This window comes from Nocardioides sp. NPDC004968 (genome assembly GCF_040608935.1).
Classification (GTDB): Bacteria; Actinomycetota; Actinomycetes; order Propionibacteriales; family Nocardioidaceae; genus Nocardioides.
The window spans coordinates 62,824-84,322 of record NZ_JBEXJF010000005.1; the positions used below are offsets into that span (position 1 = coordinate 62,824).

Annotated in this window: 25 protein-coding genes; 11 read left to right on the forward strand and 14 right to left on the reverse strand. The window is 69.5% G+C overall.

The genetic code is table 11. The features are described from left to right. Nucleotides 1-10: 10 nt before the first annotated feature. The 3 genes from ABZU72_RS08125 to ABZU72_RS08135 form a co-directional block, all read right to left on the reverse strand. On the reverse strand, nt 11-2,620 hold the full coding sequence (locus ABZU72_RS08125; protein ID WP_355018344.1) for an FtsX-like permease family protein: 2,610 nt from the start codon (nt 2,618-2,620) through the stop codon (nt 11-13). Between the two features lie 241 nt (nt 2,621-2,861). After that, nucleotides 2,862-3,647, reverse strand: coding sequence for an ABC transporter ATP-binding protein (locus ABZU72_RS08130; protein WP_355018345.1), 786 nt, complete (start codon nt 3,645-3,647; stop codon nt 2,862-2,864). 80 nt (nt 3,648-3,727) lie between these two features. After that, nucleotides 3,728-4,222, reverse strand: coding sequence for a carbonic anhydrase (locus ABZU72_RS08135; RefSeq protein ID WP_355018346.1), 495 nt, complete (start codon nt 4,220-4,222; stop codon nt 3,728-3,730). A gap of 61 nt (nt 4,223-4,283) precedes the next feature. On the opposite strand from ABZU72_RS08135, the gene ABZU72_RS08140 reads away from it, so the two are divergent. Further along, nucleotides 4,284-6,305 carry a M3 family metallopeptidase gene (locus ABZU72_RS08140; protein ID WP_355018347.1) on the forward strand — a complete coding sequence of 674 codons (2,022 nt, stop codon included), beginning with the start codon at nt 4,284-4,286 and terminating at the stop codon, nt 6,303-6,305. Between the two features lie 118 nt (nt 6,306-6,423). Next, nucleotides 6,424-7,026 (forward strand): dihydrofolate reductase family protein, encoded by a 603-nt coding sequence (locus ABZU72_RS08145; protein WP_355018348.1) that lies wholly within the window; start codon nt 6,424-6,426, stop codon nt 7,024-7,026. 3 nt (nt 7,027-7,029) lie between these two features. Here ABZU72_RS08145 and ABZU72_RS08150 read toward each other — a convergent pair whose 3' ends face one another. Both ABZU72_RS08150 and ABZU72_RS08155 read right to left on the reverse strand, forming a co-directional pair. Then, nucleotides 7,030-7,227, reverse strand: coding sequence for a hypothetical protein (locus tag ABZU72_RS08150; RefSeq protein ID WP_355018349.1), 198 nt, complete (start codon nt 7,225-7,227; stop codon nt 7,030-7,032). A gap of 65 nt (nt 7,228-7,292) precedes the next feature. Next, nucleotides 7,293-7,865 carry a hemerythrin domain-containing protein gene (locus ABZU72_RS08155; protein ID WP_355018350.1) on the reverse strand — a complete coding sequence of 191 codons (573 nt, stop codon included), beginning with the start codon at nt 7,863-7,865 and terminating at the stop codon, nt 7,293-7,295. Nucleotides 7,866-8,021: 156 nt separating this feature from the next. On the opposite strand from ABZU72_RS08155, the gene ABZU72_RS08160 reads away from it, so the two are divergent. From ABZU72_RS08160 to ABZU72_RS08175, 4 genes are all read left to right on the forward strand, one after another. After that, nucleotides 8,022-8,642 (forward strand): response regulator transcription factor, encoded by a 621-nt coding sequence (locus ABZU72_RS08160; protein ID WP_355018351.1) that lies wholly within the window; start codon nt 8,022-8,024, stop codon nt 8,640-8,642. Nucleotides 8,643-8,831: 189 nt separating this feature from the next. Next, on the forward strand, nt 8,832-9,353 hold the full coding sequence (locus tag ABZU72_RS08165) for a sigma-70 family RNA polymerase sigma factor (RefSeq protein ID WP_355018352.1): 522 nt from the start codon (nt 8,832-8,834) through the stop codon (nt 9,351-9,353). A gap of 28 nt (nt 9,354-9,381) precedes the next feature. Continuing rightward, nucleotides 9,382-9,528 (forward strand): hypothetical protein, encoded by a 147-nt coding sequence (locus ABZU72_RS08170; protein WP_355018353.1) that lies wholly within the window; start codon nt 9,382-9,384, stop codon nt 9,526-9,528. Between the two features lies 1 nt (nt 9,529). Beyond that, complete coding sequence (locus tag ABZU72_RS08175) at nt 9,530-9,856, forward strand: plasmid stabilization protein (RefSeq protein ID WP_355018354.1); 327 nt, start codon at nt 9,530-9,532, stop codon at nt 9,854-9,856. A gap of 109 nt (nt 9,857-9,965) precedes the next feature. Here the strand turns inward: ABZU72_RS08175 and ABZU72_RS08180 are convergent, their stop codons facing one another. The 3 genes from ABZU72_RS08180 to ABZU72_RS08190 are packed head-to-tail and all read right to left on the reverse strand — an operon-like array spanning nt 9,966 to nt 11,243. Then, nucleotides 9,966-10,235 carry a hypothetical protein gene (locus ABZU72_RS08180; RefSeq protein ID WP_355018355.1) on the reverse strand — a complete coding sequence of 90 codons (270 nt, stop codon included), beginning with the start codon at nt 10,233-10,235 and terminating at the stop codon, nt 9,966-9,968. Next, entirely contained in the window at nt 10,232-10,456 is a 225-nt protein-coding gene (locus ABZU72_RS08185; RefSeq protein ID WP_355018356.1) for a hypothetical protein, read from the reverse strand. The genes ABZU72_RS08180 and ABZU72_RS08185 overlap by 4 nt, the downstream gene beginning before the upstream one ends. 58 nt (nt 10,457-10,514) lie before the next feature. Then, nucleotides 10,515-11,243 carry a sigma-70 family RNA polymerase sigma factor gene (locus ABZU72_RS08190; protein ID WP_355018357.1) on the reverse strand — a complete coding sequence of 243 codons (729 nt, stop codon included), beginning with the start codon at nt 11,241-11,243 and terminating at the stop codon, nt 10,515-10,517. Nucleotides 11,244-11,458: 215 nt separating this feature from the next. Between ABZU72_RS08190 and ABZU72_RS08195 the strand changes: the two genes are divergently transcribed. The 3 genes from ABZU72_RS08195 (at nt 11,459) to ABZU72_RS08205 (ending at nt 12,985) form a co-directional block, all read left to right on the forward strand. Further along, complete coding sequence (locus ABZU72_RS08195; protein ID WP_355018358.1) at nt 11,459-12,421, forward strand: glycosyltransferase; 963 nt, start codon at nt 11,459-11,461, stop codon at nt 12,419-12,421. Nucleotides 12,422-12,515: 94 nt separating this feature from the next. After that, the gene (locus tag ABZU72_RS08200; protein WP_355018359.1) at nt 12,516-12,659 is read left to right on the forward strand and encodes a GPGG-motif small membrane protein; all 144 of its coding nucleotides are present in this window, start codon (nt 12,516-12,518) and stop codon (nt 12,657-12,659) included. A gap of 77 nt (nt 12,660-12,736) precedes the next feature. Next, on the forward strand, nt 12,737-12,985 hold the full coding sequence (locus ABZU72_RS08205) for a hypothetical protein (protein WP_355018360.1): 249 nt from the start codon (nt 12,737-12,739) through the stop codon (nt 12,983-12,985). 23 nt (nt 12,986-13,008) lie between these two features. Here the strand turns inward: ABZU72_RS08205 and ABZU72_RS08210 are convergent, their stop codons facing one another. Then, nucleotides 13,009-13,641 (reverse strand): MerR family transcriptional regulator, encoded by a 633-nt coding sequence (locus ABZU72_RS08210; protein ID WP_355018361.1) that lies wholly within the window; start codon nt 13,639-13,641, stop codon nt 13,009-13,011. Nucleotides 13,642-13,729: 88 nt separating this feature from the next. Here ABZU72_RS08210 and ABZU72_RS08215 point away from each other — a divergent pair, with 88 nt between their 5' ends. Continuing rightward, nucleotides 13,730-14,290: a DUF4188 domain-containing protein gene (locus tag ABZU72_RS08215; protein ID WP_355018362.1), complete on the forward strand. Its 561-nt coding sequence runs from the start codon at nt 13,730-13,732 to the stop codon at nt 14,288-14,290. On the opposite strand, the gene ABZU72_RS08220 is transcribed toward ABZU72_RS08215, so the two are convergent. The 5 genes from ABZU72_RS08220 to ABZU72_RS08240 form a co-directional block, all read right to left on the reverse strand. Beyond that, nucleotides 14,277-16,001: an MFS transporter gene (locus ABZU72_RS08220; RefSeq protein ID WP_355018363.1), complete on the reverse strand. Its 1,725-nt coding sequence runs from the start codon at nt 15,999-16,001 to the stop codon at nt 14,277-14,279. The genes ABZU72_RS08215 and ABZU72_RS08220 overlap by 14 nt on opposite strands. Further along, a complete protein-coding gene (locus ABZU72_RS08225) occupies nt 15,998-16,720 on the reverse strand; it encodes an LppX_LprAFG lipoprotein (protein WP_355018364.1) in 723 nt (240 codons plus the stop codon). The genes ABZU72_RS08220 and ABZU72_RS08225 overlap by 4 nt, the downstream gene beginning before the upstream one ends. Nucleotides 16,721-16,782: 62 nt before the next feature. Next, entirely contained in the window at nt 16,783-17,982 is a 1,200-nt protein-coding gene (locus ABZU72_RS08230; protein ID WP_355018365.1) for an MBL fold metallo-hydrolase, read from the reverse strand. A gap of 16 nt (nt 17,983-17,998) precedes the next feature. Continuing rightward, on the reverse strand, nt 17,999-19,189 hold the full coding sequence (locus tag ABZU72_RS08235) for an MFS transporter (protein ID WP_355018366.1): 1,191 nt from the start codon (nt 19,187-19,189) through the stop codon (nt 17,999-18,001). Nucleotides 19,190-19,311: 122 nt separating this feature from the next. Then, nucleotides 19,312-20,238, reverse strand: a complete 927-nt coding sequence (locus ABZU72_RS08240) for a LysR family transcriptional regulator (RefSeq protein WP_355018367.1) — start codon at nt 20,236-20,238, stop codon at nt 19,312-19,314. 116 nt (nt 20,239-20,354) lie between these two features. Between ABZU72_RS08240 and ABZU72_RS08245 the strand changes: the two genes are divergently transcribed. Further along, the gene (locus ABZU72_RS08245; protein WP_355018368.1) at nt 20,355-21,482 is read left to right on the forward strand and encodes an FAD-dependent monooxygenase; all 1,128 of its coding nucleotides are present in this window, start codon (nt 20,355-20,357) and stop codon (nt 21,480-21,482) included. Nucleotides 21,483-21,499 lie beyond the last annotated feature (17 nt).

Genomic DNA, 21,499 nt, shown 5'->3' on the forward strand with positions numbered 1-21,499 from the left:
CCGAGGCACCCTACTCCGAGGCGATGGCCTTGAGGACGTCTTCCCTCCCCGCGCGGATGGCCGGAAGGAGTGCGGCCAGGACGCCGACGACCACCGCGATCGCCATGAAGACGGCCAGCTGGTCAAGCGGCACCCACAGGCTGGTGAGGTCTTCGCGCAGCGCGTCGCGCAGCAGCACCCCGAAGAGCACCCCGAGGGCGAGCCCGAGGACCGCGCCGAGGACCGCGATCGTCACCGACTCCAGGGTGATCATCCGGCGCAGCTGGCTGCGGGAGAGGCCGATGGCGCGCAGCAGCCCGATCTCGCGGGTGCGCTCGATGACGCTGAGGCCGAGGGTGTTGACGATGCCGATCACGGCGATCACGATCGCCAGCGCGAGCAGGCCGTAGATCATGTAGAGCAGCTGGTTGACCTGCCCCTTGATCGACTCGGCGAACTCCTCCTTGTCCTGCACCGCGACCACCGGCTGGTCCTCGACGAGCTTGTCGAGACGGTCGTGGACGACGGCCGGGTCGGCTCCGCGGGCGAGCATGATGCTCAGCGAGGCGTCCTCGCGCGGCACCTTGGCCGCGACGAGGTCCTCGATGCGCACCGTGATGTCGCCGGTGACCTGGGTCTGGGCGATGATCCCGCTGATCTGCGGGCGCTGCTGGCGGCCGCTGACGAAGGTGAGGTCGATGCGGTCGCCGAGCTGCCAGCTGTGCTCCTTCGCGGCCTCGTCGGTGACCAGCACCTGGCCGGGCTTGACGTCCTCGCTGCCCTCGAGCACATCGAGGTCATAGACCTGTGGCAGGTGCTCGTCGACGCCGAAGAGGAACGCGACCTCGTTCTTCTTGGGGTTCTGCAGGTCCACCTTGCCGACGACGGCCTGGGCGATCTGCGAACGGGAGACGGTCGCGACGCCCTCCACCTTCTCCATCTCGTCGCCGATCGAGGTCGGGAACGGGGTGAAGGTCGGGCTCTGCACGACCAGATCGGGCTTGAACTGCTCCTCGACCACGTCGGAGATCGAGGCGTTCATCGAGGCGGCGAGCACACCGATCAGCGAGACCAGCGCCAGGCCGATCATCAGCGCCGACGCCGTGGCGCCGGTGCGCCGTGGATCGCGCATCGCGTTCTGGCCGGCCAGCTTGCCGGTCATCCCGAAGAGCGCCCCCGAGACCGTACGCAGCGCCGCCAGCACCGGGCGGCCGAGGAACGCGCTGATCCAGGCGACCGAGAGGATCGAGATCCCGGCCCCGACGCCCACCCACAGCGCCGGGTTGGTCGGCACGTCGAAGCCGCCCGGAAGAGTGATCTCCGGGACCCCGATCCGTGGGACGGCGGCGATCGCGAGCCCGGCGGCGAGCAGGACGAGCCCCACCGACGTACGCAGGATGGTGGATCTGGCCGGAGGCTGGGTGTCCTCGCGCATCGCCGCCACCGGCGGGACCTTTCCGGCCCGGCGGGAGGGGAGCAGGGCCGCGGCGAGCGTGACGCAGACGCCCACGGCGTAGGAGATCCAGATGGTGCGCGGGGTGAGGACAAGGACGTCGGAGGCGATCTCCAGACCCGCCTGACGGAAGGCGGCGGCCAGGCCATGGGCGAGCCCCCAGCCGGCGATGACGCCGATGGTGGCCGCGATCAGCGACATCACCAGCGCCTCGAAGAGCACCGAGGTGGTGACCTGGCGGCGGGAAGCCCCCAGGGCTCGCAGCAGCGCCAGCTGGCGGGAGCGCTGCGCGATCAGGATCGAGAAGGTGTTGACGATGATGAAGGCGCCGACGATGACCGCGATCACCGCGAAGACGATCAGGAAGACCGAGATCACGTCGAGGAACTCGCCGATCGCATCCTCGGACTCCTCGACCATCTTGTCGCCGGTGACGGCCTCGAACCCCTTCGGGACCACCGTCTCCGCGGCCTCGACGAGCTCCTTCTGGGAAACCCCGGGGGCGGCGGTCAACGAGATCCCGGAGTAGACGTCCTTGCCGTCGGTGAACAGGCTCTGGGCGCCTGCGGTGCTGAAGATCAGCAGCTGCGCGCCGGCGGTGCCACCGCCGTTGAAGGAGGCGGTGCCGGTGAGGGTGACCTTCCGGCGGGTCTCGCCCTGGGGTGCGATCAGGGTGACGGAGTCTCCCACCCGGTAGCCGGCCTTCTCCGCGGTCGCCTCGTCGAGGACGAGCTCCTTGTCCCCGGTCGGCCAGCTCCCTCGGATGAGCTCGAGGGACGGCTCGCCGAGCAGGTTGGGGGTTCCGGTGTGGTTGAACGCCAGCGTCGGCGCACCCGAGCTGCTGACCAGCTTGTCGTCGGTGTCGAGCACATAGAGGCCGGCGCCCTGGACGACGCCGTCGGCGCGGGCGACCTCCGGCAGCGTACGCAGCTTCTCGATGGCCGCCGGTCCCAGCGTGGCCGCGCCGCCACTGCCGGGGCGGCTGGCCTCGGCCGAGCTGGCACTGTTGGTCGGGCGTACCTGGCCGTCGGGCGTGGAGCCGTTGATGATCCCGGAGAAGGTGCGGTCGAGCCCGTGCGAGAAGGTGAGTACGCCGGCCAGGAACGCCACGCCCAGGACGATCGCGAGCGTCGACATGAGCAGGCGCACCTTGTGCGCGGCGAGGTTGCGCAGCGTCAGCCGGAGCACGCCGCCACCTCCCCGCTTCGCGGGGTCACTCCCTCGCTCGGCACGAACGGACGAGCAAGCTCCGCGCTGCGCGCGGTTACTCCCTCGCTCGGCGCGAACGGACGAGCAAGCTCGCCGCTCGACCTCGCTCCGGTCGTCTCGCCGCTCGACCTCGCTCCGGTCGTCGCCGTTGCGCAAGCGCCAGAGTACGGACGTGGCGGCGTGCCGATTGTTTGGTTCACTCGCTGACGCTCGTTCACCCTCAGGCTCCTTCGCCGATCGGAGCCAGGCCCATCGCCCGAGCCTGCAGGTCGGCCATGTGGGCCAGGATCTCCTCGCGGCTCGGCTTGGCCAGCTCGTCGACGACGCGGCCGTCGGCCAGGAAGATCACCCGGTCGCAGTAGGAGGCGGCGACCGGGTCGTGGGAGACCATGACGATGGTCTGGCCCAGGTCGTCGACGCTGTGGCGCAGGAAGTCGAGCACCTGGGCGGCCGACGTGGAGTCGAGGTTGCCGGTCGGCTCGTCGGCGAAGACGATGTCGGGCTTGGAGACCAGCGCCCGGGCGCACGCGACGCGCTGCTGCTGTCCGCCGGAGAGCTCGCTCGGCTTGTGGGAGAGCCGCGGCCGCAGGTCGACCGTGTCGATGACCTGGTCGAACCAGCCCGGATCCGGCTTCTTCCGGGCCAGCGAGAGCGGCAGCAGGATGTTCTCCTGCGCGGTCAGCGTCGGCACCAGGTTGAACGCCTGGAAGACGAACCCGATCTTGTCGCGCCGGAGCGAGGTGAGGCGGCGGTCGCGCATCCTGCCGAGCTTGCGACCGCCGACGATGACCTCGCCCGTCGTGGGCTTGTCGAGCGCGGCCAGGCAGTGCATCAGCGTCGACTTGCCCGAGCCCGATGGGCCCATGATCGCGGTGAACTGCCCCGCATAGAGGTCCAGGCTCACGCCGTCGAGCGCGCGGACCTCCGCGGCGCCCTTGCCGTAGGTCTTGTGCAGGTCGATCGCCTGGGCGGCGATCTCACGCTGTGCCGGGTCTGTGAGGCTCACGCCTCAACTCTTGCCTACAGGTGGTTGGGGCGCATGCCATTTCAGAGGTAGATCGCAACCCGCCTCGCAGGTGAGCGGGCTCAGATCTTCTGGTTGAGCAGACCCGTGTCGACGTCGTAGATGAAGCCGCCGACCTTGATGTCCTCGGGGACGAACGGGTGCGAGCGGACCTTGGCGACGTCCTCGGCGAGCGCGCGGACCTGGTCGTCGACGACGTGCAGGTGGAGCCAGGAGGCGTCCTGGCCGGCGGAGTCCGCGAGCTTGGCGCGCAGTTCGGCCTCGGTGTTGGAGGCGACCGCACAGCGGGTGTGGGGCACGATCAGGATGCGCTTGACGTTGAGGAGGTGCACGCCGAGCACCAGCGCCTCCATCGCCTGTGGGGTCACCCGGCCACCCGGGTTGCGGAAGATCTTGGCGTCCCCGAGGCTCAGGCCCAGCATGGCCAGCGGCTCGATTCGGGAGTCCATGCAGGTCACGATCGCTACTCCGGCGTGGGCGACGCCGTCGAAGCCGCCGGTGTCGAACGTGTTGGCGTAGGTCTGGTTCGCGGCAAGCAGGTCATCGAAATCGGCCATGACGCCAAGGTAGCCGATATCCGCGGGCCGTCCTCACGCTGTTTCAGATAGCGTGCGCGATGTGATCGATGCCCTACTCGAGCCCAGTGACCTGCCCCACCGCCTGCCCCGTTTCGCGGACATCTCGATCGAGGACTACGGCCCGGCGATCGAGCAGGGGATGGCCGATCAGCTGGCCGCGCTCGCGGCGATCACGTCCTCCGCCGACGAGCCGACGTTCGAGAACACCCTGGTCGCCCTGGAGCGGTCCGGTGAGCGGCTGGACCGGGTCCTGCGGGTCTTCTTCTCGCTGCTCTCCGCGGACTCCGACGACGATCTTGACGAGCTCCACGCTGCGTACGCTCCGCGGCTGGCGGCCCACCACGACGCGCTGCTCCTCGACGACGCGCTCTTCGCCCGGGTGAACGCGGTCTACGAGAAACGGGCCGAGCTGGAGGGCGAGGATCGCTATCTGGTCGAGCGCTACCACCGCGACTTCGTGCTCGCCGGTGCTGCTCTGGGGCCTGCCGAGAAGGCCCGGCTGCGGGAGCTCAACCAGGAGATCTCCGGCCTGGAGGCGGCGTTCGGGCAGGCGGCGCAGGCCGACTCCAACGACCTCGCCGTGGTCGTCGACACCGTCGAGGAGCTCGCCGGGCTGACCCCGGGGGAGATCTCCGCGGCTGCGGCGGCCGCCGAGGGCAGGGGGCTGGCGGGCAAGTTCCTGATCACGCTGACCCTGTTCACCGCCCACCCCTACCTGTCGGTGCTCGAGAACCGGGAGCTTCGGCAGCGGCTGTTCGAGGCGCAGCTCGCCCGAGGCTCGCGCGGCAACGCCAACGACACCCGCGGCATCGCGCTCGACGCGCTGCGGCTGCGGGCCGAGAAGGCGCAGCTGCTCGGGTTCGACAGCTACGCCGGTCTGGTGACCGCCGACAACACGGCCGGCACCCCGAAGGCCGTCCGCGACATGCTGGAGCGGCTGGCCGCGCCGGCGGCTCGCAACGCCCGGGCCGAGCAGTCTGCGCTCGAGGCATCGGCAGGCGGTCCGATCGAGGCCTGGGACTGGCCCTACTACGCGGAGAAGGTCCGGGCCTCGGAGTACGACGTCGACCTGGCCGTCCTGCGGCCGTGGTTCGAGGCCAACCGGGTGCTGCGCGACGGCGTCTTCTTCGCCGCCGGCCGGCTCTACGGGCTGACCTTCGAGGAGCGCCCCGACCTGCAGGGCTACCACCCTGAGGTACGCGTCTTCGAGGTCTCCCGCGACGGCGAGCCGATCGGGCTCTTCCTGCTCGACCTCTACACCCGGGACTCGAAGAAGGGCGGTGCGTGGATGAACTCCTACGTCACCGCCAACACGCTGCTGGGTGAGCCGTCGGCGGTCGTGACCAACAACCTCAACGTGCCCAGGCCGGCGCCGGGGGAGCCGACGCTGCTCACCTTCGACCAGGTCAACACGCTCTTCCACGAGTTCGGGCACGCGCTCCACGGGCTGCTGGCGCGGGCGACCTACCCGCGGTTCGCGGCGACGTCGGTCTTCCGGGACTTCGTCGAGTACCCGTCCCAGGTCAACGAGATGTGGATGCTCTGGCCCGAGGTGCTCGCCAACTACGCCGTGCATCACGAGACCGGTGAGCCGATCCCGGCCGACGTGCTCGGCAAGCTCGAGGCGTCGGCCACGTTCAACGAGGGGTTCGCGACCTCCGAATACCTGGCCGCCACGCTCATCGACCTCGCCTGGCACGAGCTCGGTCCGGCCGAGGTGCCGACCTCGCCGGAGGCCGTGGAGGAGTTCGAGGCGGCCGCGCTCTCGGCGGTCGGCCTGGACAACCCGGCGGTGCGGCCGCGCTACTACACGGCGTACTTCAAGCACATCTTCGGCGGCTACGCCTCGGCCTACTACTCCTACATCTGGTCCGAGGTCCTCGATGCCGACACGGTCGCGTGGTTCAAGGAGAACGGCGGGCTGACGCGGGAGAACGGCGAGGCGTACGTCCGTTATGTGATCGGCATCGGCGGCACCCGGGACCCGCTGGAGTCCTATGCGGAGTGGCGCGGCCGGCCGGCCCCGATCGCTCCGCTGCTGGAGCGTCGCGGCCTCGCCTGAGGCGCTTGGATCACCGCCGAGCGGCGCCGTTTATCAACTATATGGTTGACAAGCGGCGCCGTTTCGCGCTTTCCTAGTAATCAACCAATCGGTTGACTAGTGGAGGTGGGTGGGGACGATGACGGTGATCATGCAGGCAGTGGTGTCGGTCGACGGGTTCATCGGCTACCAGGACGACATGCCCGGGCACCTGTTCGACTGGTACAACAACGGCGACATCGAGGTGCTCGGCGGTGCCGGACGCATCTCGAAGGCGTCGTGGGACTACGTACGCGACTTCTGGGAGACCTCGACGACGATGGTGATCGGACGCCATCTCTTCGACATCACCAACGGCTGGGACGGCAAGCCGCCGTCGGGCGAGCACGTGGTGGTCGTGAGTCATCGACCCAAGCCCGAAGGGTGGCACCCCGAAGCCAGCTACCACTTCGAGACCTCGGTCGACGCGGGCATCGCCAAGGCGAAGGAGCTGGCCGGCGGCACCCCGATCGGCCTGTGCGCCGGCGATGTGGCCGGTCAGGCGCTCGCTGCCGGGCTGGTGGACGAGATCCAGCTCGATGTCGCACCATTGCTCATCGGCAAGGGAAAGCCGTTCTTCGGGACGTACGCATCCTCGGTGCTGCTCAGCGATCCCGAGGTGGTCCAGGGCGACCGGGTGACGCATCTGCGATACCGCGTCGAGGGTCCGGCCGACCCTGGCCACTCGGCCTGGAATGCCTGAGTATCAGCGGTCCCGCGGATCCGCAGGTCCTGCCCAGCTGGACTGCGGGTCGCTGGCGGGAAAGGTCTCTTCCTCGGTCTCGTCCTGGCGGTCGCGCTCGTCGCCCTCCTCCTCGACCCGCTCCGGGGTGGGGAAGGGGATTGGGGACTCGGTGCTCTCGTCGGCGCCGGTCTCGGGGTCCTTGGTTTCCTTCTCGACCATGTTCTCTGCTCCCATCTGAAGGCTTCGATGCTGTCGTCGATGCGTTCAGCATCCACTGTGCCACGTCACGATCGGAGCGCGTCCATGACTCGGTCGACGATGGAGTGGAACGGCATCGTGGCCACCTGTTTGGGCACCGATCCGGCGGAGCCGGGGTGAGGGTGGGTCGGCGCGATGAGCTCGGTCGCGGTCAGCCGCTTGCCCATCATGTGCCGGGACGTCTCATCGATCGTCGTGAGCAGCAGCGGGAACTCGACACGCTCCTCCTCCTCGGCGTGCTGCTCGACCGCGATCTGGAAGATCGGGAAGGTCTCGTCGAACTCGGGGCTGTCGACGCCGACCTCCTCGAGCCGAGCCAGCATCTCGGTGGCCTCCTTCTCGTCGGCACTGAGCGCCTTGGCGAGTGTCTCGCCGCCATGGGTCGAGGTGACCGTGTGGACGACGATCTGCTCGGCGGTCTCGTGCACCGTGAGCAGGACCCGGAGGTCGTCGAACGCCTGGCGCTTGGCCGGGCCCTCGGAATTCCCCACCGTCGCACAGAGCTGCCGGATGCCGGCGTGCTGCTGCAGCAGGATCCTGACCACGTCGCCGTCGGGTAGCTCGGAGGCCTTCTTGAGGTCTTCGGTCACGTGGGACATGGGCTGCTCCTGTCTTGGATCTGTGGACATAAGCCCAGGTACCCACGGCGTGTTCTGCCCATACACCTGTCCAATTGACCACCGATCTGAGAAAGTTCAAGAGTGATGAGGTCGGGGGTGTTGCGGGTCGCGGTGGTCAGCCCACAGGAGGTTGTCGTGCGCGGGCTCGTCAGCATGCTCGCGGACTTTCCCGACCGGCTGGTCGTGACCGCTCTTCCGGCGATACGCAGCCGGGCGCCGGGCGTCGACGTGATCCTCTACGACACCTTCGGTCTGTACCTGAGCGACGGCGCCGATCTGCAGCATCTGCTGCACGAGACCGACGCCAAGGTGCTGATCTTCAGCCGCGACATGCGCCCCGATCTGAGGGTCCAGGCCTACGCGCTGGGAGCCCATGCCTGGGTGTCGATGAGCGTGCACGCCGGTGAGCTCGTACGCAGCATCGAGCTCACCGCCGCCGGCGAGCCGGTCGGCCAGAACGAGGACCGGGTGGGCACGCTCGCCGGGCTCAGCACTCGTGAGGTCGAGGTGCTCGCACTGATCACCCAGGGGCTGTCCAACAAGGAGATCGCCGAGAAGCTCGTGGTGAGCGTGAACACGCTCAAGAGTCACATCCGTCAGGCCTACCGAAAGATCGACGTCACCACCCGCAGCCAGGCGGTGAGCTGGGCGATCACCCACGGGTTCGCGCCGCCCGACGAGAATTCTCTGGAGTCGGGCGCATCGGTGGCGGCCCGGATGGTTACCGATAGCGTATCGACAGAGCAGTCTGGGTGACTTCCGCCTGCCGCGGTATGGGGGTGGACACCACGATTGCACTGTCGGTGCCGCGGTCTCGGCAACGGACCCGGGACCGCGGTTCTAACCCTCAGGGGTGAGTGTGCTGTGGGGGTTTAGCTCACCCCTGAGGGCCATTTCCTCCCCTGAGCGTGGAGATCTGGCTGGTCTGCGCGACAGACTCGGACCATGGACAGGACCCAGGAAGCATCGCCGTTGCCTCCGCTTCAGCAGGAGGATCTGGTCGTAAGCCACCTCCCGGTGGCCCGTTCACTCGCTGCCCGTTACTCGGGCCGCGGCGTCGAGGCCGACGACCTACGCCAGGCCGCGCACATGGGGCTGGTGAAGGCTGCTCGCCGCTACGACCCCGCCGAGGGTGAGTTCCTGGCCTACGCCGTGCCGATGGCCAAGGGCGAGATCCGTCACTGCTTCCGCGAGCTGGCCCGCTGCGTACGTCCGCACGGTGCAGACGATGAGCTGCTCGAGCAGATGGGGGAGCCCGACCCCGGCTTCGACCGCGCCGAGGCGCGAGTCGTGGTCGCGGAGGCGATCGGCGATCTCCGCGAGACCGACCTGATGATCCTGCGGCTGCGCTTCATCGACGGTCTTTCTCAGGCCGAGATCGGTGAGCGGATCGGTGCCACCCAGGCGCAGGTCTCCCGCGCTCTTGCCCGGATCATCCGCCGGATGCGGATCGCCGTCGCCGCGTAACCGATGCATCGGGTGGGTACCGGTAGATATGACTACCCAAGCCGTCATCTTCACCGTGATCGGGGTGATCGTGATCCTGGCCGGCATCGCCGCCTGGCTCTACGACGCCCGCCGGAACAAGCGCGTCGCCGATGACGAGGAGCGCTTCGATCAGCCGAGAAGGAGGAAGAGCTGAGATGCCGCAACGTGCCTGGAGCAAGAAGCGAGAACGACAGTACGACCACATCAAGGAAGGTCTGCTCGAGCGCGGTGAGAACGAGGACACCGCCGAGGAGATCGCGGCTCGTACGGTGAACAAGGAGCGTGCCCGCGGGGGAGAGTCCCGCGAACGCAGCCGTACCTCGACTAAGGACATCTCCTCAGGCCGCCGCGGTGGCTTGCGCAGTCATCGCGGCCCGGGCGGGCGTACCAAGGCTCAGCTGTACGAAGAGGCCAAGGACAAGAACGTCAAGGGGCGTTCGAAGATGAACAAGGCCGAGCTCGAGAAGGCGGTTGGGCGCTAGCGGAGACATTTCCCCACTGCGGTGAAAGTGCCCCACCCTCCGGAGGGTGGGGCACTTTTCGCGCAGGTGGGGACAGTTCGGATGAGTGGGGAGCTGGTCAGCCCGGGGGCTAGGGATGCGGCCGAGAGACGTAGGCCGTCGAGGTCCGGTCGATGACGTCGTCACCGGTCTCCGGCGGCTGGGTGGTAGGAGCTCGGTGGTCACCGGGCCGCCCGAGCGGGAAGGTCTCGGACATGATGCCGATCCGCTCGCGGGCCAGGCTCAAGGTCATGTCGGCGCCGTCGCGTAGCTTCTCGTACGTCGCGGCAGGATAGCGGCCGACGACGTAGCCGATTACGCCACCCAGCGCGAAGGTGAAGAGGTTTCGTTTCGTCCTCACTTCTTCTCACCTGCCTTGAACTTTCGCAGCAGTGCGTCGGTTCCCTTCTTGCGGATGACGGTGGTGGCGACCGCCATCACGATCGGGACCACGAACGCGGCGACAGCCGTGACCCGCTTGCCCCGGGACGACTCCTGCCACTTGGTCTTGGGCGTCGTGCCGTTCCACAGCGAGCGCTGAGCGTTCTTGGCGCGCTCGCCGGTGATCGTTGAGTACGTCATGCCAGATCTCCTTGTGTCGCGGTCGGCTTTCGTGTCCCGTACCCGTGGTGGGTGCAGGTCATGCGGCGATCCCTACTCCTTCGAGCTGCTCACGGAGCTCGTCGATGATCCGCGTCAGGATCCGGGAGACCTGGGTCTGGGTGACGCCGATGGCCTCGCCGATCTCTGCCTGGCTGCGGTCCTCGATGAAGCGCAGCCTCACCACGAGCTGGTCACGCGGGCACAGCACGCGGATCGCCTGCTCCAGGGCCAGCCGGGTCTCGCAGTCGGCGAGTCCGCCGTCGATGCCGGGCAGCATGTCGCCGAGAGTCGCCTCGGCCGAGGACTGGGCCGAGCCGGGGCGCAGCGGGGCGTCCAGCGAGGAGGGGGTGAAGCAACCGCGGGCATCGAGCGCCTCGCGTACCCTCTGCTCCGGCACGTGGGCGATCTCGGCCAGCTCGGAGGTGGGCAGGTTGCCCCGCTCCGATCCGATCCGCAGCAGCGTGCTCTGCAGCTCCTGGATGGGGCGCGGCGGCCGCACCGTCCAGCCGTGGTCACGGAACCAGCGTTTCACCTCACCGCGGATCGTGGGTACGGCATAGGTGAGGAAGTCGTCGGCACGATCGGGGTGGAAGCTCTTAGCGGCCCTTACGAGGGCGGTGTACGCCACCTGCTCCAGGTCCGCACGCGGGATGCCTCGGCCGGTGTAGCGGTGGGCGATCGAGCGGGCGACCGCGGCGTTGAGCAGGATCACCTCCTCGAGGATCAGGTCCTTCTCGTTACCTACGGCGGTGTGTGCCTTCGCCAACAGCTCTGAAGTCAGTCGTTGTCGCTCGGCCCGGGGTAGGTCTGTCTCGAAAGTTGTCGTCGTCATGTGTAGGTAGTGCCCGACTCGACCGCCTCCCAACGGCTTCGCCGCAAGGTTCACCCCCGCGGGTGTGGGTCGTCGACGCCGCAACCACCCCTGGGGGTGGTAAGTGCGCCGACCGGGCTGTGACGGGTGGCTGCGGGTACCGACAGGGAATGAGAATCCTGATCTGGCGCGTGCACGGCCCTTGGACGACGGCGTTCGTGCACGGCCGCCACGAATACCTCCTTCCGACGACGCCCGACCGTGGCCCCGACGGTCTCGGCCGCGCCGGGACATCGGACTGGCCGTCGGCCGCCCGTGAGGTGAGCAGCGAGGCCCTCGCGGACGAGGAGGTCGACATCGTCGTCCTGCAGCGTCCGCACGAGCTCGAACTGGCCGAGAAGTGGCTCGGCGGGCGGCGTCCCGGCCGCGATCTGCCCGCCGTCTACCTGGAGCACAACACCCCCGCCGGCGGGGTCCTCGACACCCGCCACCCGGTGGCGGGCGGCAGCATCCCGATCGTTCATGTCACCGGCTTCAACGACCTCGTCTGGGACTGCGCCGGCACCCCGACCACCGTGATCGAGCCCGGCATCCTCGACCCTGGTCGCCGCTACACCGGCGACATCGAGCGCGCCGGGGTGGTCGTCAACGATCCCGTACGCCGAGGCCGCTCGGTCGGCGCCGACCTCATCCCGGCGCTGGCCGAGGGCGTCGGCGCCGACGTCTTCGGCATGCGCGTCGAGCGCCTGCCGGCGTACCACGGGCTGCGGACGTACGAGGACCTGTCGCAGCAGGACCTGCACGACCACCTCCCGCGGCGACGCGTCTACGTCCAGCTCCATCGCTGGACCTCGCTGGGACTCTCCCTGATCGAGGCGATGCATCTGGGCATGCCGGTCGTCGCCCTGGCCACGGCCGAGACCCCGCTCGCGGTGCCGCACGAGGCTGGCTATGTCACCACCCGCCGCGACGAGATCGTCCCGGCCGTACGCCACTTGATGAAGGATCCCGACGTGGCCGAGGAGGCCGGGCTCATCGGGCGTCGGCACGCGAGGAAGCGCTACGGCCTGGACCGGTTCCTCGACGAATGGGATGACGTGCTCCATACGGTCGTCGCGGGGGCCGCACCGTGACCTCGGACGAACTCAGCGCAACTCGGGAGGTTTGAACAGGTGCCGGATGGGTACCGAGAGCAGGAACAACTACACACACCGAGGTGAGATCCGAATGGCACTAATTCTCTGGTTGATCGCGGCAGTCCTGGTGATCGGCGGCATCCTGTCGCTGGTCCGCGGCCAAATCCTATGGGGAATCGTCCTCATCGTGGTCGGCTTGGCGGTCGGTCCCGGTGGGGTGAGCATCTTCACCTAGACACCATGCGGCCCGGTGCCCCTCGAGGGTCCCGGGTCGCGTGGCGTCCGGGGTGAAGTCGAACGAGAGGACCGACCATGGGTAAGTGCGTCACGTGCGGAAACGACTACGACGGGACTTTCGAGGTGACGACGGCCTCGGGTGAGCACTTCGTCTTCGACTCGATCGAGTGCGCGGCGCCGCAGATCGCGCCCGTGTGCGTCAACTGCGGCACCCGCATCCTCGGGCACGGCGTGCAGAACGAGGAGCACATGTTCTGCAGCGCCCACTGTGCCCACTCGGTCGGCGTGACGGGTGTGAGGGACAGGGTCACCAGCGGCTCCTGAGCGCGTGCGCCCTGTCCGATCGCTCAGCGGCGCTCGGCGAATCGCAGAGCGCTGTGGTGCTCGTGGGCCAGCCGGCGCAGACAGAGCAGGAACTCCCCGAGGACGACCTGCCCCAGGACCATCTGCTCCATCATCGCCTCGCGGTCCTGGGTGTCGTCGATCTGATCGAGCTCGTAGGCGGCGATCGCGTCGATGAGGGGGAGGTAGGTCGCCGCGCCTTCGGGGTCGGTGGGCAGGCCGCTGTCGAGGATGACCTCGATGATCCCGGCGAGGTGGTCGCGCTCGGGGGCATCGGCCCTGACCTCGGTCCATCCCGCTTGGGCGACGATCTGGTCGGCGAGCTCGCGGGTGTGGTCGCCTCGGGCCGCGGGGACGCTCGTCTCGACACGGAGCGCGTCGCAGGCTTTGCCGAACATGTCGTGCACCGATGCGGTGCGGTCCTGGGTCGCGTCGACCAGCGCCTTGAGCGCCCCGACGGGGATGGCGCCGACATCGCGGAGCACGCGGAGCAGGCGCAGGCGGCGTACGTGCTGGTCGTCGTAGTCGGCCAGGCGCTCGGAGAGCTTCCTGCCGGGGGAGAGGAGGCCCTCGCGGACGTAGTACTTGATGGTCGCGACGCTCACGCCGGTCGAGTCGGCTAGCTCGGAGATCCGCATCGTTCCTCCGGGAACTGGTTGACAGCGCTGCTGGATAGGAGCACTATCTTAGACTAGATACTATCGCTATCCAGTCAGGGGGACGGGAATGTCGAAGATCGCCCGGGGCTATCGGGAGGCTCCTGAGAACGTGCCGGACGGCGTCACGCCCGGCCACAGCGTCGCCGATGTCGGCACCGACGAGGTCGTGGTGTTCCTGATCGGGATGCGCATCCACCGCTGGCACAAGGTGCGCAGCTGGTTCCCGGCGTTCGTCGGGATGCCGCGGATGCTCGCCGAGCTCGCCAAGAAGCCCGACCTCGGGCTTCTCTCGGCCCGCAGCTTCTGGTCGGGGAGGGCGTTGCTGACGGTGCAGTACTGGCGCAGCGTCGAGGACCTCGGCCGCTTCGCCAAGGACCCGTCGCTCACGCACGCTCCCGCCTGGGCCGCCTTCAACCGGCGCGCGGCCTCGACCGGCGACATCGGGATCTGGCACGAGACCTATCGGGTCCCCGCAGACCAGGTCGAGACGCTGTACGGCAACATGCCGGCCTTCGGCCTCGGTGCGGCTCTCGGGGTCGTCGAGCGTGCCTCCGGACGGCGGAACGCGACCCACGAGCGGATGGGCTCCACCCGCCCGGAGTACGTCGAGACCTCTACAGTGCCGTGACGGTCTGGTTGGGGGAGAGCGCGCGTGTAGGCGCGCCCCGCAGCAGCACCACGGAGAGGACGGCGGCGATCCCGGCGCAGACCGCGGCACCGGCGAAGACGGTGTGCTCCTGGGCGATGGCGGCGCCGATGAGCAGGTCCTGGTAGTCCTCGCACATGCCGCCGCCGGTGCACACCGACGACAGCGACGGTAGGTCGGCCTGGGCGGCGTAGTAGCTGCGCAGGCCGATCGTGGTCAGCGCGGAGATGCCGACCAGCATGCCGACCATGCGGGCCACCACGGTGAAGGACGTGGTCAGGCCGTGCATCGACTGCTCGGTCGTGGCCAGGATCGCCGCGTTGACCGGCGCCAGGGCGAGGCCGAAGCCGAGGCCGCCGGCGACGAGCACGACGGTCGCCGACAGCGAGCGCAGCGCGTCGGCGTCCCAGCGTGCCATGAGCACGAACGCCACCGCGGCCAGCAGCATCCCGCCACCCGCGATCACGCCCGCCGGCAGTCGCCTGGTCAGGAAGCCACCCAGCACGGCACCCACCGGCAGCGCGACCAGGAACTCGAGCAGCACCAGGGCCGCCTTCAGCTGGCTGTCGCCGTAGATCGTGGTGCGGGCGAAGAGCGGCACATCGATCAACGCCGCCACCAGCGCGGCGCCGACGAAGAACGAGATCAGCACCGAGCCCCACGCCGGCGTCCGGGCGAACGCGCCCCGGGGCACGATCGGGTCCTGCGCCCGGCGCAGGTGGAAGACGAAGCCGAGCAGCGCCAGCCCACCGGCGACCAGGTACCAGGTGCCCTGCTCGGAGAAGACCGCCACCTCGGGGTCGGCGGTCGCGAAGGCGAGGATCACCCCGGCCAGGGCGAACGAGAGCAGCAGCGCCCCGAGGACGTCGACCTCGGCGGCGACCCGGCCGAGCACGCGGCGTACGTTCGGCCGCAGGCCGCACTTCACCAGGAACCCGAGGGTCGCGATGATCGTGACCAGGCCCAACGGGGTCAGCCAGCGCGTCGACCCGGCCGCGGGCACGTAGAGCGCGCCCCAGGTCAGGTCCTGGACCAGGGCGGTCGGCTCGATCGCCAGCAGCACGAACGCCACGCCGGCGACCAGCAACAGCAGCAGCGCGATCAGGTCCGGCCGTGGGCGACCCCGGGCGACAGTGCCAGGATCCGAGCGGCCCATCTGCCTGATGGCGATCGCCAAGATGGCGCCGACGACGAGGTTGAGCACGAAGATCGCGCGCCAGTCCGCGACGGCGAGCACGGCCGCTCCGATGAGTGGCCCGAGCACCGAGCCGAGCTCCTGGACCGCCGAGACCAGCCCGAGCGGAACCCCACGGCGCTCAGCGGGGTAGAGCGCCGCGACGAGCGCGAGGGTCGCCGGCACGAGTGCACCACCGCCCAGCCCCTGGAAGAACCGGCCGACCACCATCGCGGCCAGGTCCCACGACAGCGCCGTCAGGAACGAGCCGAACGCGAAGACGATCAGCCCGCCGACGAGCACCGGAAGGTGCCCGAGGAGATCGGCGAGCCGCCCGATCAGCGGGAGCACCGCCACATAGCCCAGCAGGAACCCGGAGATCAGCGGCGCGGCCCGCTGCAGCTCCTCGATCGAGAGCCCGACGCCCGCCATCATGTCCGGCAGCGCGAGCACCACGACGTAGGTGTCCGCGGCGGCGAACGCCACCGCGATCGCGGCGAGCCAGAGGACTGCCCTCACGGCTTGGCGATCTCCTTCTCGACGCCGTACTCGGTCACGTCGATCGTGTAGGAGTACGCCGCCTCGCCCTCACCGCTGAAGTTGCCCTTGATGGTGGCCTCGGTGAGCTCGTCGGAGTCGTTGATGATGTAGGTGACGTCGAAGTCGCCGGTCGCGCCGGCGAGGATCTTCTGGACCGCGGTGTCCGGGAGCGTGCCGGTGTAGGTCGAGAGGATCTCGTCGTTGTCGGCGCCGCCGCGTACGGACTTGCCGATCTTCACGTCCTCGGTCGCGGCCAGCAGCGAGGAGATGCCGGTCTCCGGCGCGATCAGCGCGGCCGGGTCGGGCACCCCGTAGTCGGCCGGGTCGAGCTCCTGGAACGTGGTCGTGAACGGCAGCTTCGCGTAGACGACGTCATCGACCGAGACCACCTCGACCTGCGCCTCAGCGCCCATCACCGGCACCGTCAAGGTGCCCTCGAAGGCGGGCTCACGGGTCAGCGTCCCGGTCGCCGCCTTCAACGTCGTGATGCCCTCGGGCAGGTCGTCGGAGGCGATCGAGAAGTTGATCCCGCTCGTCTCGTCGAGGTGCTTCTGCGCCGCCGCGAGCACCTGTTTCGGCGTACGTCCCTTGGCGGGGTCCTCGTCGCCGCAGGAGGTGAGCACCAACGTGGCGGCGAGGAGGGCGACGAGACCGAACACGAGGCGCGGCAGGGTCCGTCCCAGAATCGAGCTGAGCATGCGGGTCAGAATGCCACGTCCCGCAACCCTGTGGGTGGTGAGGTGGCCTTGGCCATCCCGGTTCAGCCGTTCCAGCGCGCGCGGCCGACCGGGATCACCATCAGGTCCTCGCCCGCGACGAGGTCTCCCGAGAAGCCCCGCTGGGCCTTACGCCAGCGTGCGGACGGGTTGTTGCCGGGGACCAGATGGGAGAGGGCGAGGGTGCCGACACCGGCCGGTTCGGCGACGTCACGGCCGACCTGCTCGATGGTTGTGTGCGACTCGAGCAGGTGCTTGCGGAGCGCCTCTGCGGTCTCGGGAGGTAGGGCCGCGGTGAGCCGCTCGACGAACTCGGGGTCGATCACCTCGTGGACCAGGACGTCCGCGCCACGCGCCAGATCGATGAGGTTCTGGCTCACGCAGGTGTCGCCGGAGACCACGACCGACCCGTCCGGGGTGTCGAAGCGATAGCCGTACGCCGGCACGGTGGGATGGTGATCGACGAGCGTCGCCGTCACGGTGACCTCGCCGTCCTTCCAGACCTGGATCGGCGCCTCGAGCCGCGGCGGGACGCCTTCCGGGTCGATCGTCCACAGTGCCGAGTGGTCGATGTCGTGGACCTCGAAGAGCGTGTCCGGGTCGGGGAAGTTGCTGTCTCGGAGCCGGTCGTTGAAGTCCTGGGCGAACGCGTTGCGCAGATGACCGGTCATCGAGGAGATGCCGGGCATCGGCTCGTCCGGGTTGACCAGGGCGGGTGCCGGCCGGGTGGGCGGGAAGACCCTGCTCAGGGTGTCCCGGGGAGCCGGGCCGAACACCTGGACCGGCCCACCGGAGCGCCCGACGATGTTCATCGACCCGATCGCGTACGTCGTGGGCCAGTCGACCGTGTGGTCGCTGTGCAGGTGGGTGAAGAAGATGCCGCGCATCCAGGAGAGGGCGGAACCCAGGCCGGTGTCCGGGGCGAGGCCGCTCTGCTGCAGCCGGCCGAAGGCGCCCACCCCGAGGTCGACGACGTACACCTTGTCCTCGAAGGCGATCGCGGTCGAGACCCCGTGCCGGCCGCCGTCGAGGACGGCCGGGCCGCCTGATGTGCCGAGCAGCACGACACGGGTCCGTGCCTTCGAGCCGTGCCCGGTCCGGGCCGCGGGCGCGGCGGCCGCCGCCGGGGTGCTCATGGCTGTCGCGGTCACCGCGCCGACGGCTCCGAGGCCGACCATCGACAGCAGCCGGCGCCGGTCGGTCGAGGGGATCGAGGCGACGGCCTCGTTGAGGACATGACACATGTGGATCGGCTCCTGATCAGGCGGTGACGGCCACGTCGCGGGTGAGGACGCGGCGGGTGAGGAGGGCGAGGAGGAGGGCAATGGCGCCGACGAGGATGACGGCGGCGCCGAGGCCGCCTAGGGCACCGGTGAAGGCGACGACCAGGAGCGGGCAGACGAACTCGCCGAGGAACAGGGCAGCGGTCCACAGGCCGGTGCCGCGACCGCGCTGCTCGAAGCTGAGACCGGACACCGCCCAGACGAGCAGGGTGGGCAGCATCAGGCCGGTGCCGGCCGAGGCGATGACCGCGCCGAGCACGATGACTGGCACGACCGAGGTGGCACCGAGGACGACCAGACCGATCCCGGCCAGCCCGAAGGCGATCGGCAGCAGCGTCGCGGTGCCGCGGCCGGAGACCCGGCCGAAGGCGTACGCACCACCGGCCGTGGCGAGGGAGGCGAGCGCGGCGAACGCGCCGATGGCAGGGACGGCGGTGATCCCGGCCGCGTCGAGCACGTAGGGGAGCTCCACGATCGGGGTGTAGAAGACGATCCCGCCGACGACCGTGACCGCGCACGGCAGCGCGAGGGCGCGGGTGGGCAGCGGCGGGAGCGGGGTGCGCTCCTCGGTGGGGGCGGACTCGCCGGCAGGCTGCCAGATGAGTGCGGCGGCGAGGACGAGGAAGATCAGGCTGGAGGCGTAGAGCCAGAACGGGTTGCGCCAGTCCTGGGCGCCCAGCGCCCCGCCGAGCGCGAAGAACAACGTGGCCGACAGCGATGCGAACACGGTCTGCATGCCGAGCCAGCGGTCGCGCTCGGTGCCGGAGAAGTAGTCGGAGATCAACGTGGTGCAGCAGGTCATGATCGCCGCCTCGGCGACGCCGACCCCAGCACGGCTGAGCACGATCGCGCCCAGGCCATCGAGCCACAGCGGCGCGGTGCCGAAGACGGCGTAGACCGCCAGGCCGGTCAGCAGCAGTCGCTTGCGCCCGAACCTGTCTACGATGCGGCCCGCGAACGGCGCCAGCAGCGCGATCATCAGCGCCGGGACGGTGAGGGAGAGCGGGACCAGCGCGGTCGCGGCGCCGCTGTCGCCGAAGTGGTCCTGCATCCGGGGCAGGACGGGAGCGAGCAGCACCGCGCCGAGGATCGGCAGGCAGCTCATGAACATCAGCAGGAAGCCCTGCGTGCGTCCGGCTTGCCGGACGGGCGTGAGGGTGTCGGACATGGGGTCTCCATGGATCGGGCCGAGATCGTGTGACAGCAGTCACAGCATCGTGGGAGATCCAGGAGGTATTGCGGAAGCCAAACCTGCTTCTGCCGGGTATCAGCCCCGTCGATAGCCCGACGTCAGTCCGACTCCTCCAGTCGCGCGGCGGCACGCGTCATCATCCGGCGCAGCCAGCCGTGCGCCGGGTCCGCGCGATGGGCGGGGTGCCACCAGAACGCCTCCTTCAGCGGGACCACGTCCCAGGGGCAGTCGAGGGTGCGTACGCCGGCGGCGCCCGCCAGCCGGGTGGCGAGCTGGCGCTGCAGGAGGGCGACGCGCGGGGTCCCGGCGACCAGGAACGGGACCGGGAGGAAGCTCTCGGTCACCACATGGACGTCGGGCTCGACCCCGATCATGCTGAGCTGGCGTACGGCCGGGGTGAAGGCGGTCGGGGCGTGGTGGGTGACGACCCAGGGCATCTCGGCGAGCTGCTCCATGGTGATCGTCTCGCCGACGGCGTCGTTGTCGGCGGACACGACCAGCACCCAGCTGTCGGTGTGGAGCTCGACCGCGGGCTGGTCCTGGAGGAAACCGTGGGGCAGGACCATCCCGTCGACGTGCCGCAGCGACTCCGGCGCCTGGTCGACGTCGCCGTGGGTCTGCAGCTGGAACCGGAGGCGTACGCCGGGGGCCTCCCGGGCCAGCTCGGTGGCGAGGTGGTCGCCGAGGACGGTCGTGGAGTAGTCGGAGGCGACCACGGTGAACTCCCGGGTCGAGGTCGCCGGGTCGAACCCCGGCTCGGCTTCGAATACGCGGCGTACGCCGGCGAGTGCTGTCGTGGTGGTCCCGCGCAGCTGGGTGGCCAGGGGAGTGAGGTCGTAGCGGTTGCCGGTGCGGACGAGGAGCTCGTCGCCGAAGTGACGCCTCAGGCGCCGCAGCGCCGCCGAGACCGCCGGCTGGCTCAGGCCGAGCCGCGCGGCCGCGCGGGTCACGTTGCGCTCCTCGAGCAGCGCGTCCAGGGAGAGCAGCAGGTTGAGATCGAGGTTGCGGAGCGGATCGGTCGCCATGGTCCGACTATAAACGCGGTGTATAGGCGGGATAGGAAATCTGCTCTTCCCGAATAGTTGCGTGCGGTTCAGAGTGGTGCTCGTCACTCCACCATCTCGCACATCAGGGAGATCTCATGCCCGCCATCAGCTCGGTTCTCGTCATCGGTGCCGGAACCGCCGGGACGGCGACCGCCATCCTGCTCGCCGAGCGGGGCGTCTCGGTCGACCTCGTCGAGGCCAAGCCGGACGTCTCCGCCCTCGGCTCCGGGATCACCCTGCAAGGCAACGCGCTGCGGGTGCTGCGCGACCTCGGCGTGTGGGAGCAGGTCCGCGCCGAGGGCTACGGGTACGACACCCTCGGGCTGCGCGCGCCCGACCCGGCCGGCACGCTCCTGGTCGAGCTCGAGGACCACCGCACCGGCGGGCCGGACCTGCCCGCGACGATGGGGATGTACCGGCCCACGCTGGCCCGGATCCTGCTCGAGCGGGCCAGGGCCGCCGGCGCCAAGGTGCGCTTCGGGGCCACCGCGACCGAGCTCTCCCAGGACGAGACCGGCGTCGACGTCGCGTTCGCGGACGGGTCGCACGGACGCTACGACGTCGTCGTCGGCGCCGACGGCGTGCGGTCATGGACGCGGCGGGCGGTCGGCATCGACGTCGAGCCCGAGCCGGTCGGCATGGGCATCTGGCGCGCGTTCACCGACCGGCCCGCCTCGGTTGCCCGTACCGACCTCGTCTACGGCGGGCCGTCCTACATCGCCGGCTACTGCCCGACCTCGGAGGAGAGCCTCTACGCCTACATCGTCGAGCCCGCCCAGGACCGGAGCGGTCTGTCGGCCGAGGAGGGCCTGGCGGTGATGCGCGAGCTCGCGGCGGCCTACCACGGGCCCTGGGACGAGATCCGCGGTTCGCTGACCGATCCGACGCGGGTCAACCACACCCACTTCGAGAGCCACGTCGTCGACGGCCCCTGGAACCGCGGCCGGGTCGTGATCATCGGCGACGCCGCCCACAGCTGTCCGCCGACCCTCGCCCAGGGCGCCGCTCAGGCGCTCGAGGACGCCGCCGTGCTCGCCGAGCTGCTCACCGGCCACGACGACCTGGCCACCGTCTGGCCCGCGTTCACCGAGCGCCGGCTGCCCCGTGCGCGGGCGGTCGTCGAGGCCTCGCTCCAGCTCTGTACCTGGCTGAAGGCGCGCGAGCGCGGTGACGTACCCGGGCTGATGGCCCGCGTCGCCGCCCTCGTCACCCAGCCCGCCTGACCACCCCATCTCACGAG

Coding starts and splice junctions, on each gene's coding strand:
- ABZU72_RS08135 (WP_355018346.1), bottom strand. CDS start 4,222: ATGGCCGATTTCGATGACCTGCTTGCCGCGAACCAGACCTACGCCAAC.
- ABZU72_RS08145 (WP_355018348.1), top strand. CDS start 6,424: ATGACGGTGATCATGCAGGCAGTGGTGTCGGTCGACGGGTTCATCGGC.
- ABZU72_RS08150 (WP_355018349.1), bottom strand. CDS start 7,227: ATGGTCGAGAAGGAAACCAAGGACCCCGAGACCGGCGCCGACGAGAGC.
- ABZU72_RS08155 (WP_355018350.1), bottom strand. CDS start 7,865: ATGTCCCACGTGACCGAAGACCTCAAGAAGGCCTCCGAGCTACCCGAC.
- ABZU72_RS08165 (WP_355018352.1), top strand. CDS start 8,832: ATGGACAGGACCCAGGAAGCATCGCCGTTGCCTCCGCTTCAGCAGGAG.
- ABZU72_RS08170 (WP_355018353.1), top strand. CDS start 9,382: ATGACTACCCAAGCCGTCATCTTCACCGTGATCGGGGTGATCGTGATC.
- ABZU72_RS08175 (WP_355018354.1), top strand. CDS start 9,530: ATGCCGCAACGTGCCTGGAGCAAGAAGCGAGAACGACAGTACGACCAC.
- ABZU72_RS08185 (WP_355018356.1), bottom strand. CDS start 10,456: ATGACGTACTCAACGATCACCGGCGAGCGCGCCAAGAACGCTCAGCGC.
- ABZU72_RS08195 (WP_355018358.1), top strand. CDS start 11,459: ATGAGAATCCTGATCTGGCGCGTGCACGGCCCTTGGACGACGGCGTTC.
- ABZU72_RS08200 (WP_355018359.1), top strand. CDS start 12,516: ATGGCACTAATTCTCTGGTTGATCGCGGCAGTCCTGGTGATCGGCGGC.
- ABZU72_RS08205 (WP_355018360.1), top strand. CDS start 12,737: ATGGGTAAGTGCGTCACGTGCGGAAACGACTACGACGGGACTTTCGAG.
- ABZU72_RS08210 (WP_355018361.1), bottom strand. CDS start 13,641: ATGCGGATCTCCGAGCTAGCCGACTCGACCGGCGTGAGCGTCGCGACC.
- ABZU72_RS08215 (WP_355018362.1), top strand. CDS start 13,730: ATGTCGAAGATCGCCCGGGGCTATCGGGAGGCTCCTGAGAACGTGCCG.
- ABZU72_RS08225 (WP_355018364.1), bottom strand. CDS start 16,720: ATGCTCAGCTCGATTCTGGGACGGACCCTGCCGCGCCTCGTGTTCGGT.
- ABZU72_RS08230 (WP_355018365.1), bottom strand. CDS start 17,982: ATGTGTCATGTCCTCAACGAGGCCGTCGCCTCGATCCCCTCGACCGAC.
- ABZU72_RS08235 (WP_355018366.1), bottom strand. CDS start 19,189: ATGTCCGACACCCTCACGCCCGTCCGGCAAGCCGGACGCACGCAGGGC.
- ABZU72_RS08240 (WP_355018367.1), bottom strand. CDS start 20,238: ATGGCGACCGATCCGCTCCGCAACCTCGATCTCAACCTGCTGCTCTCC.
- ABZU72_RS08245 (WP_355018368.1), top strand. CDS start 20,355: ATGCCCGCCATCAGCTCGGTTCTCGTCATCGGTGCCGGAACCGCCGGG.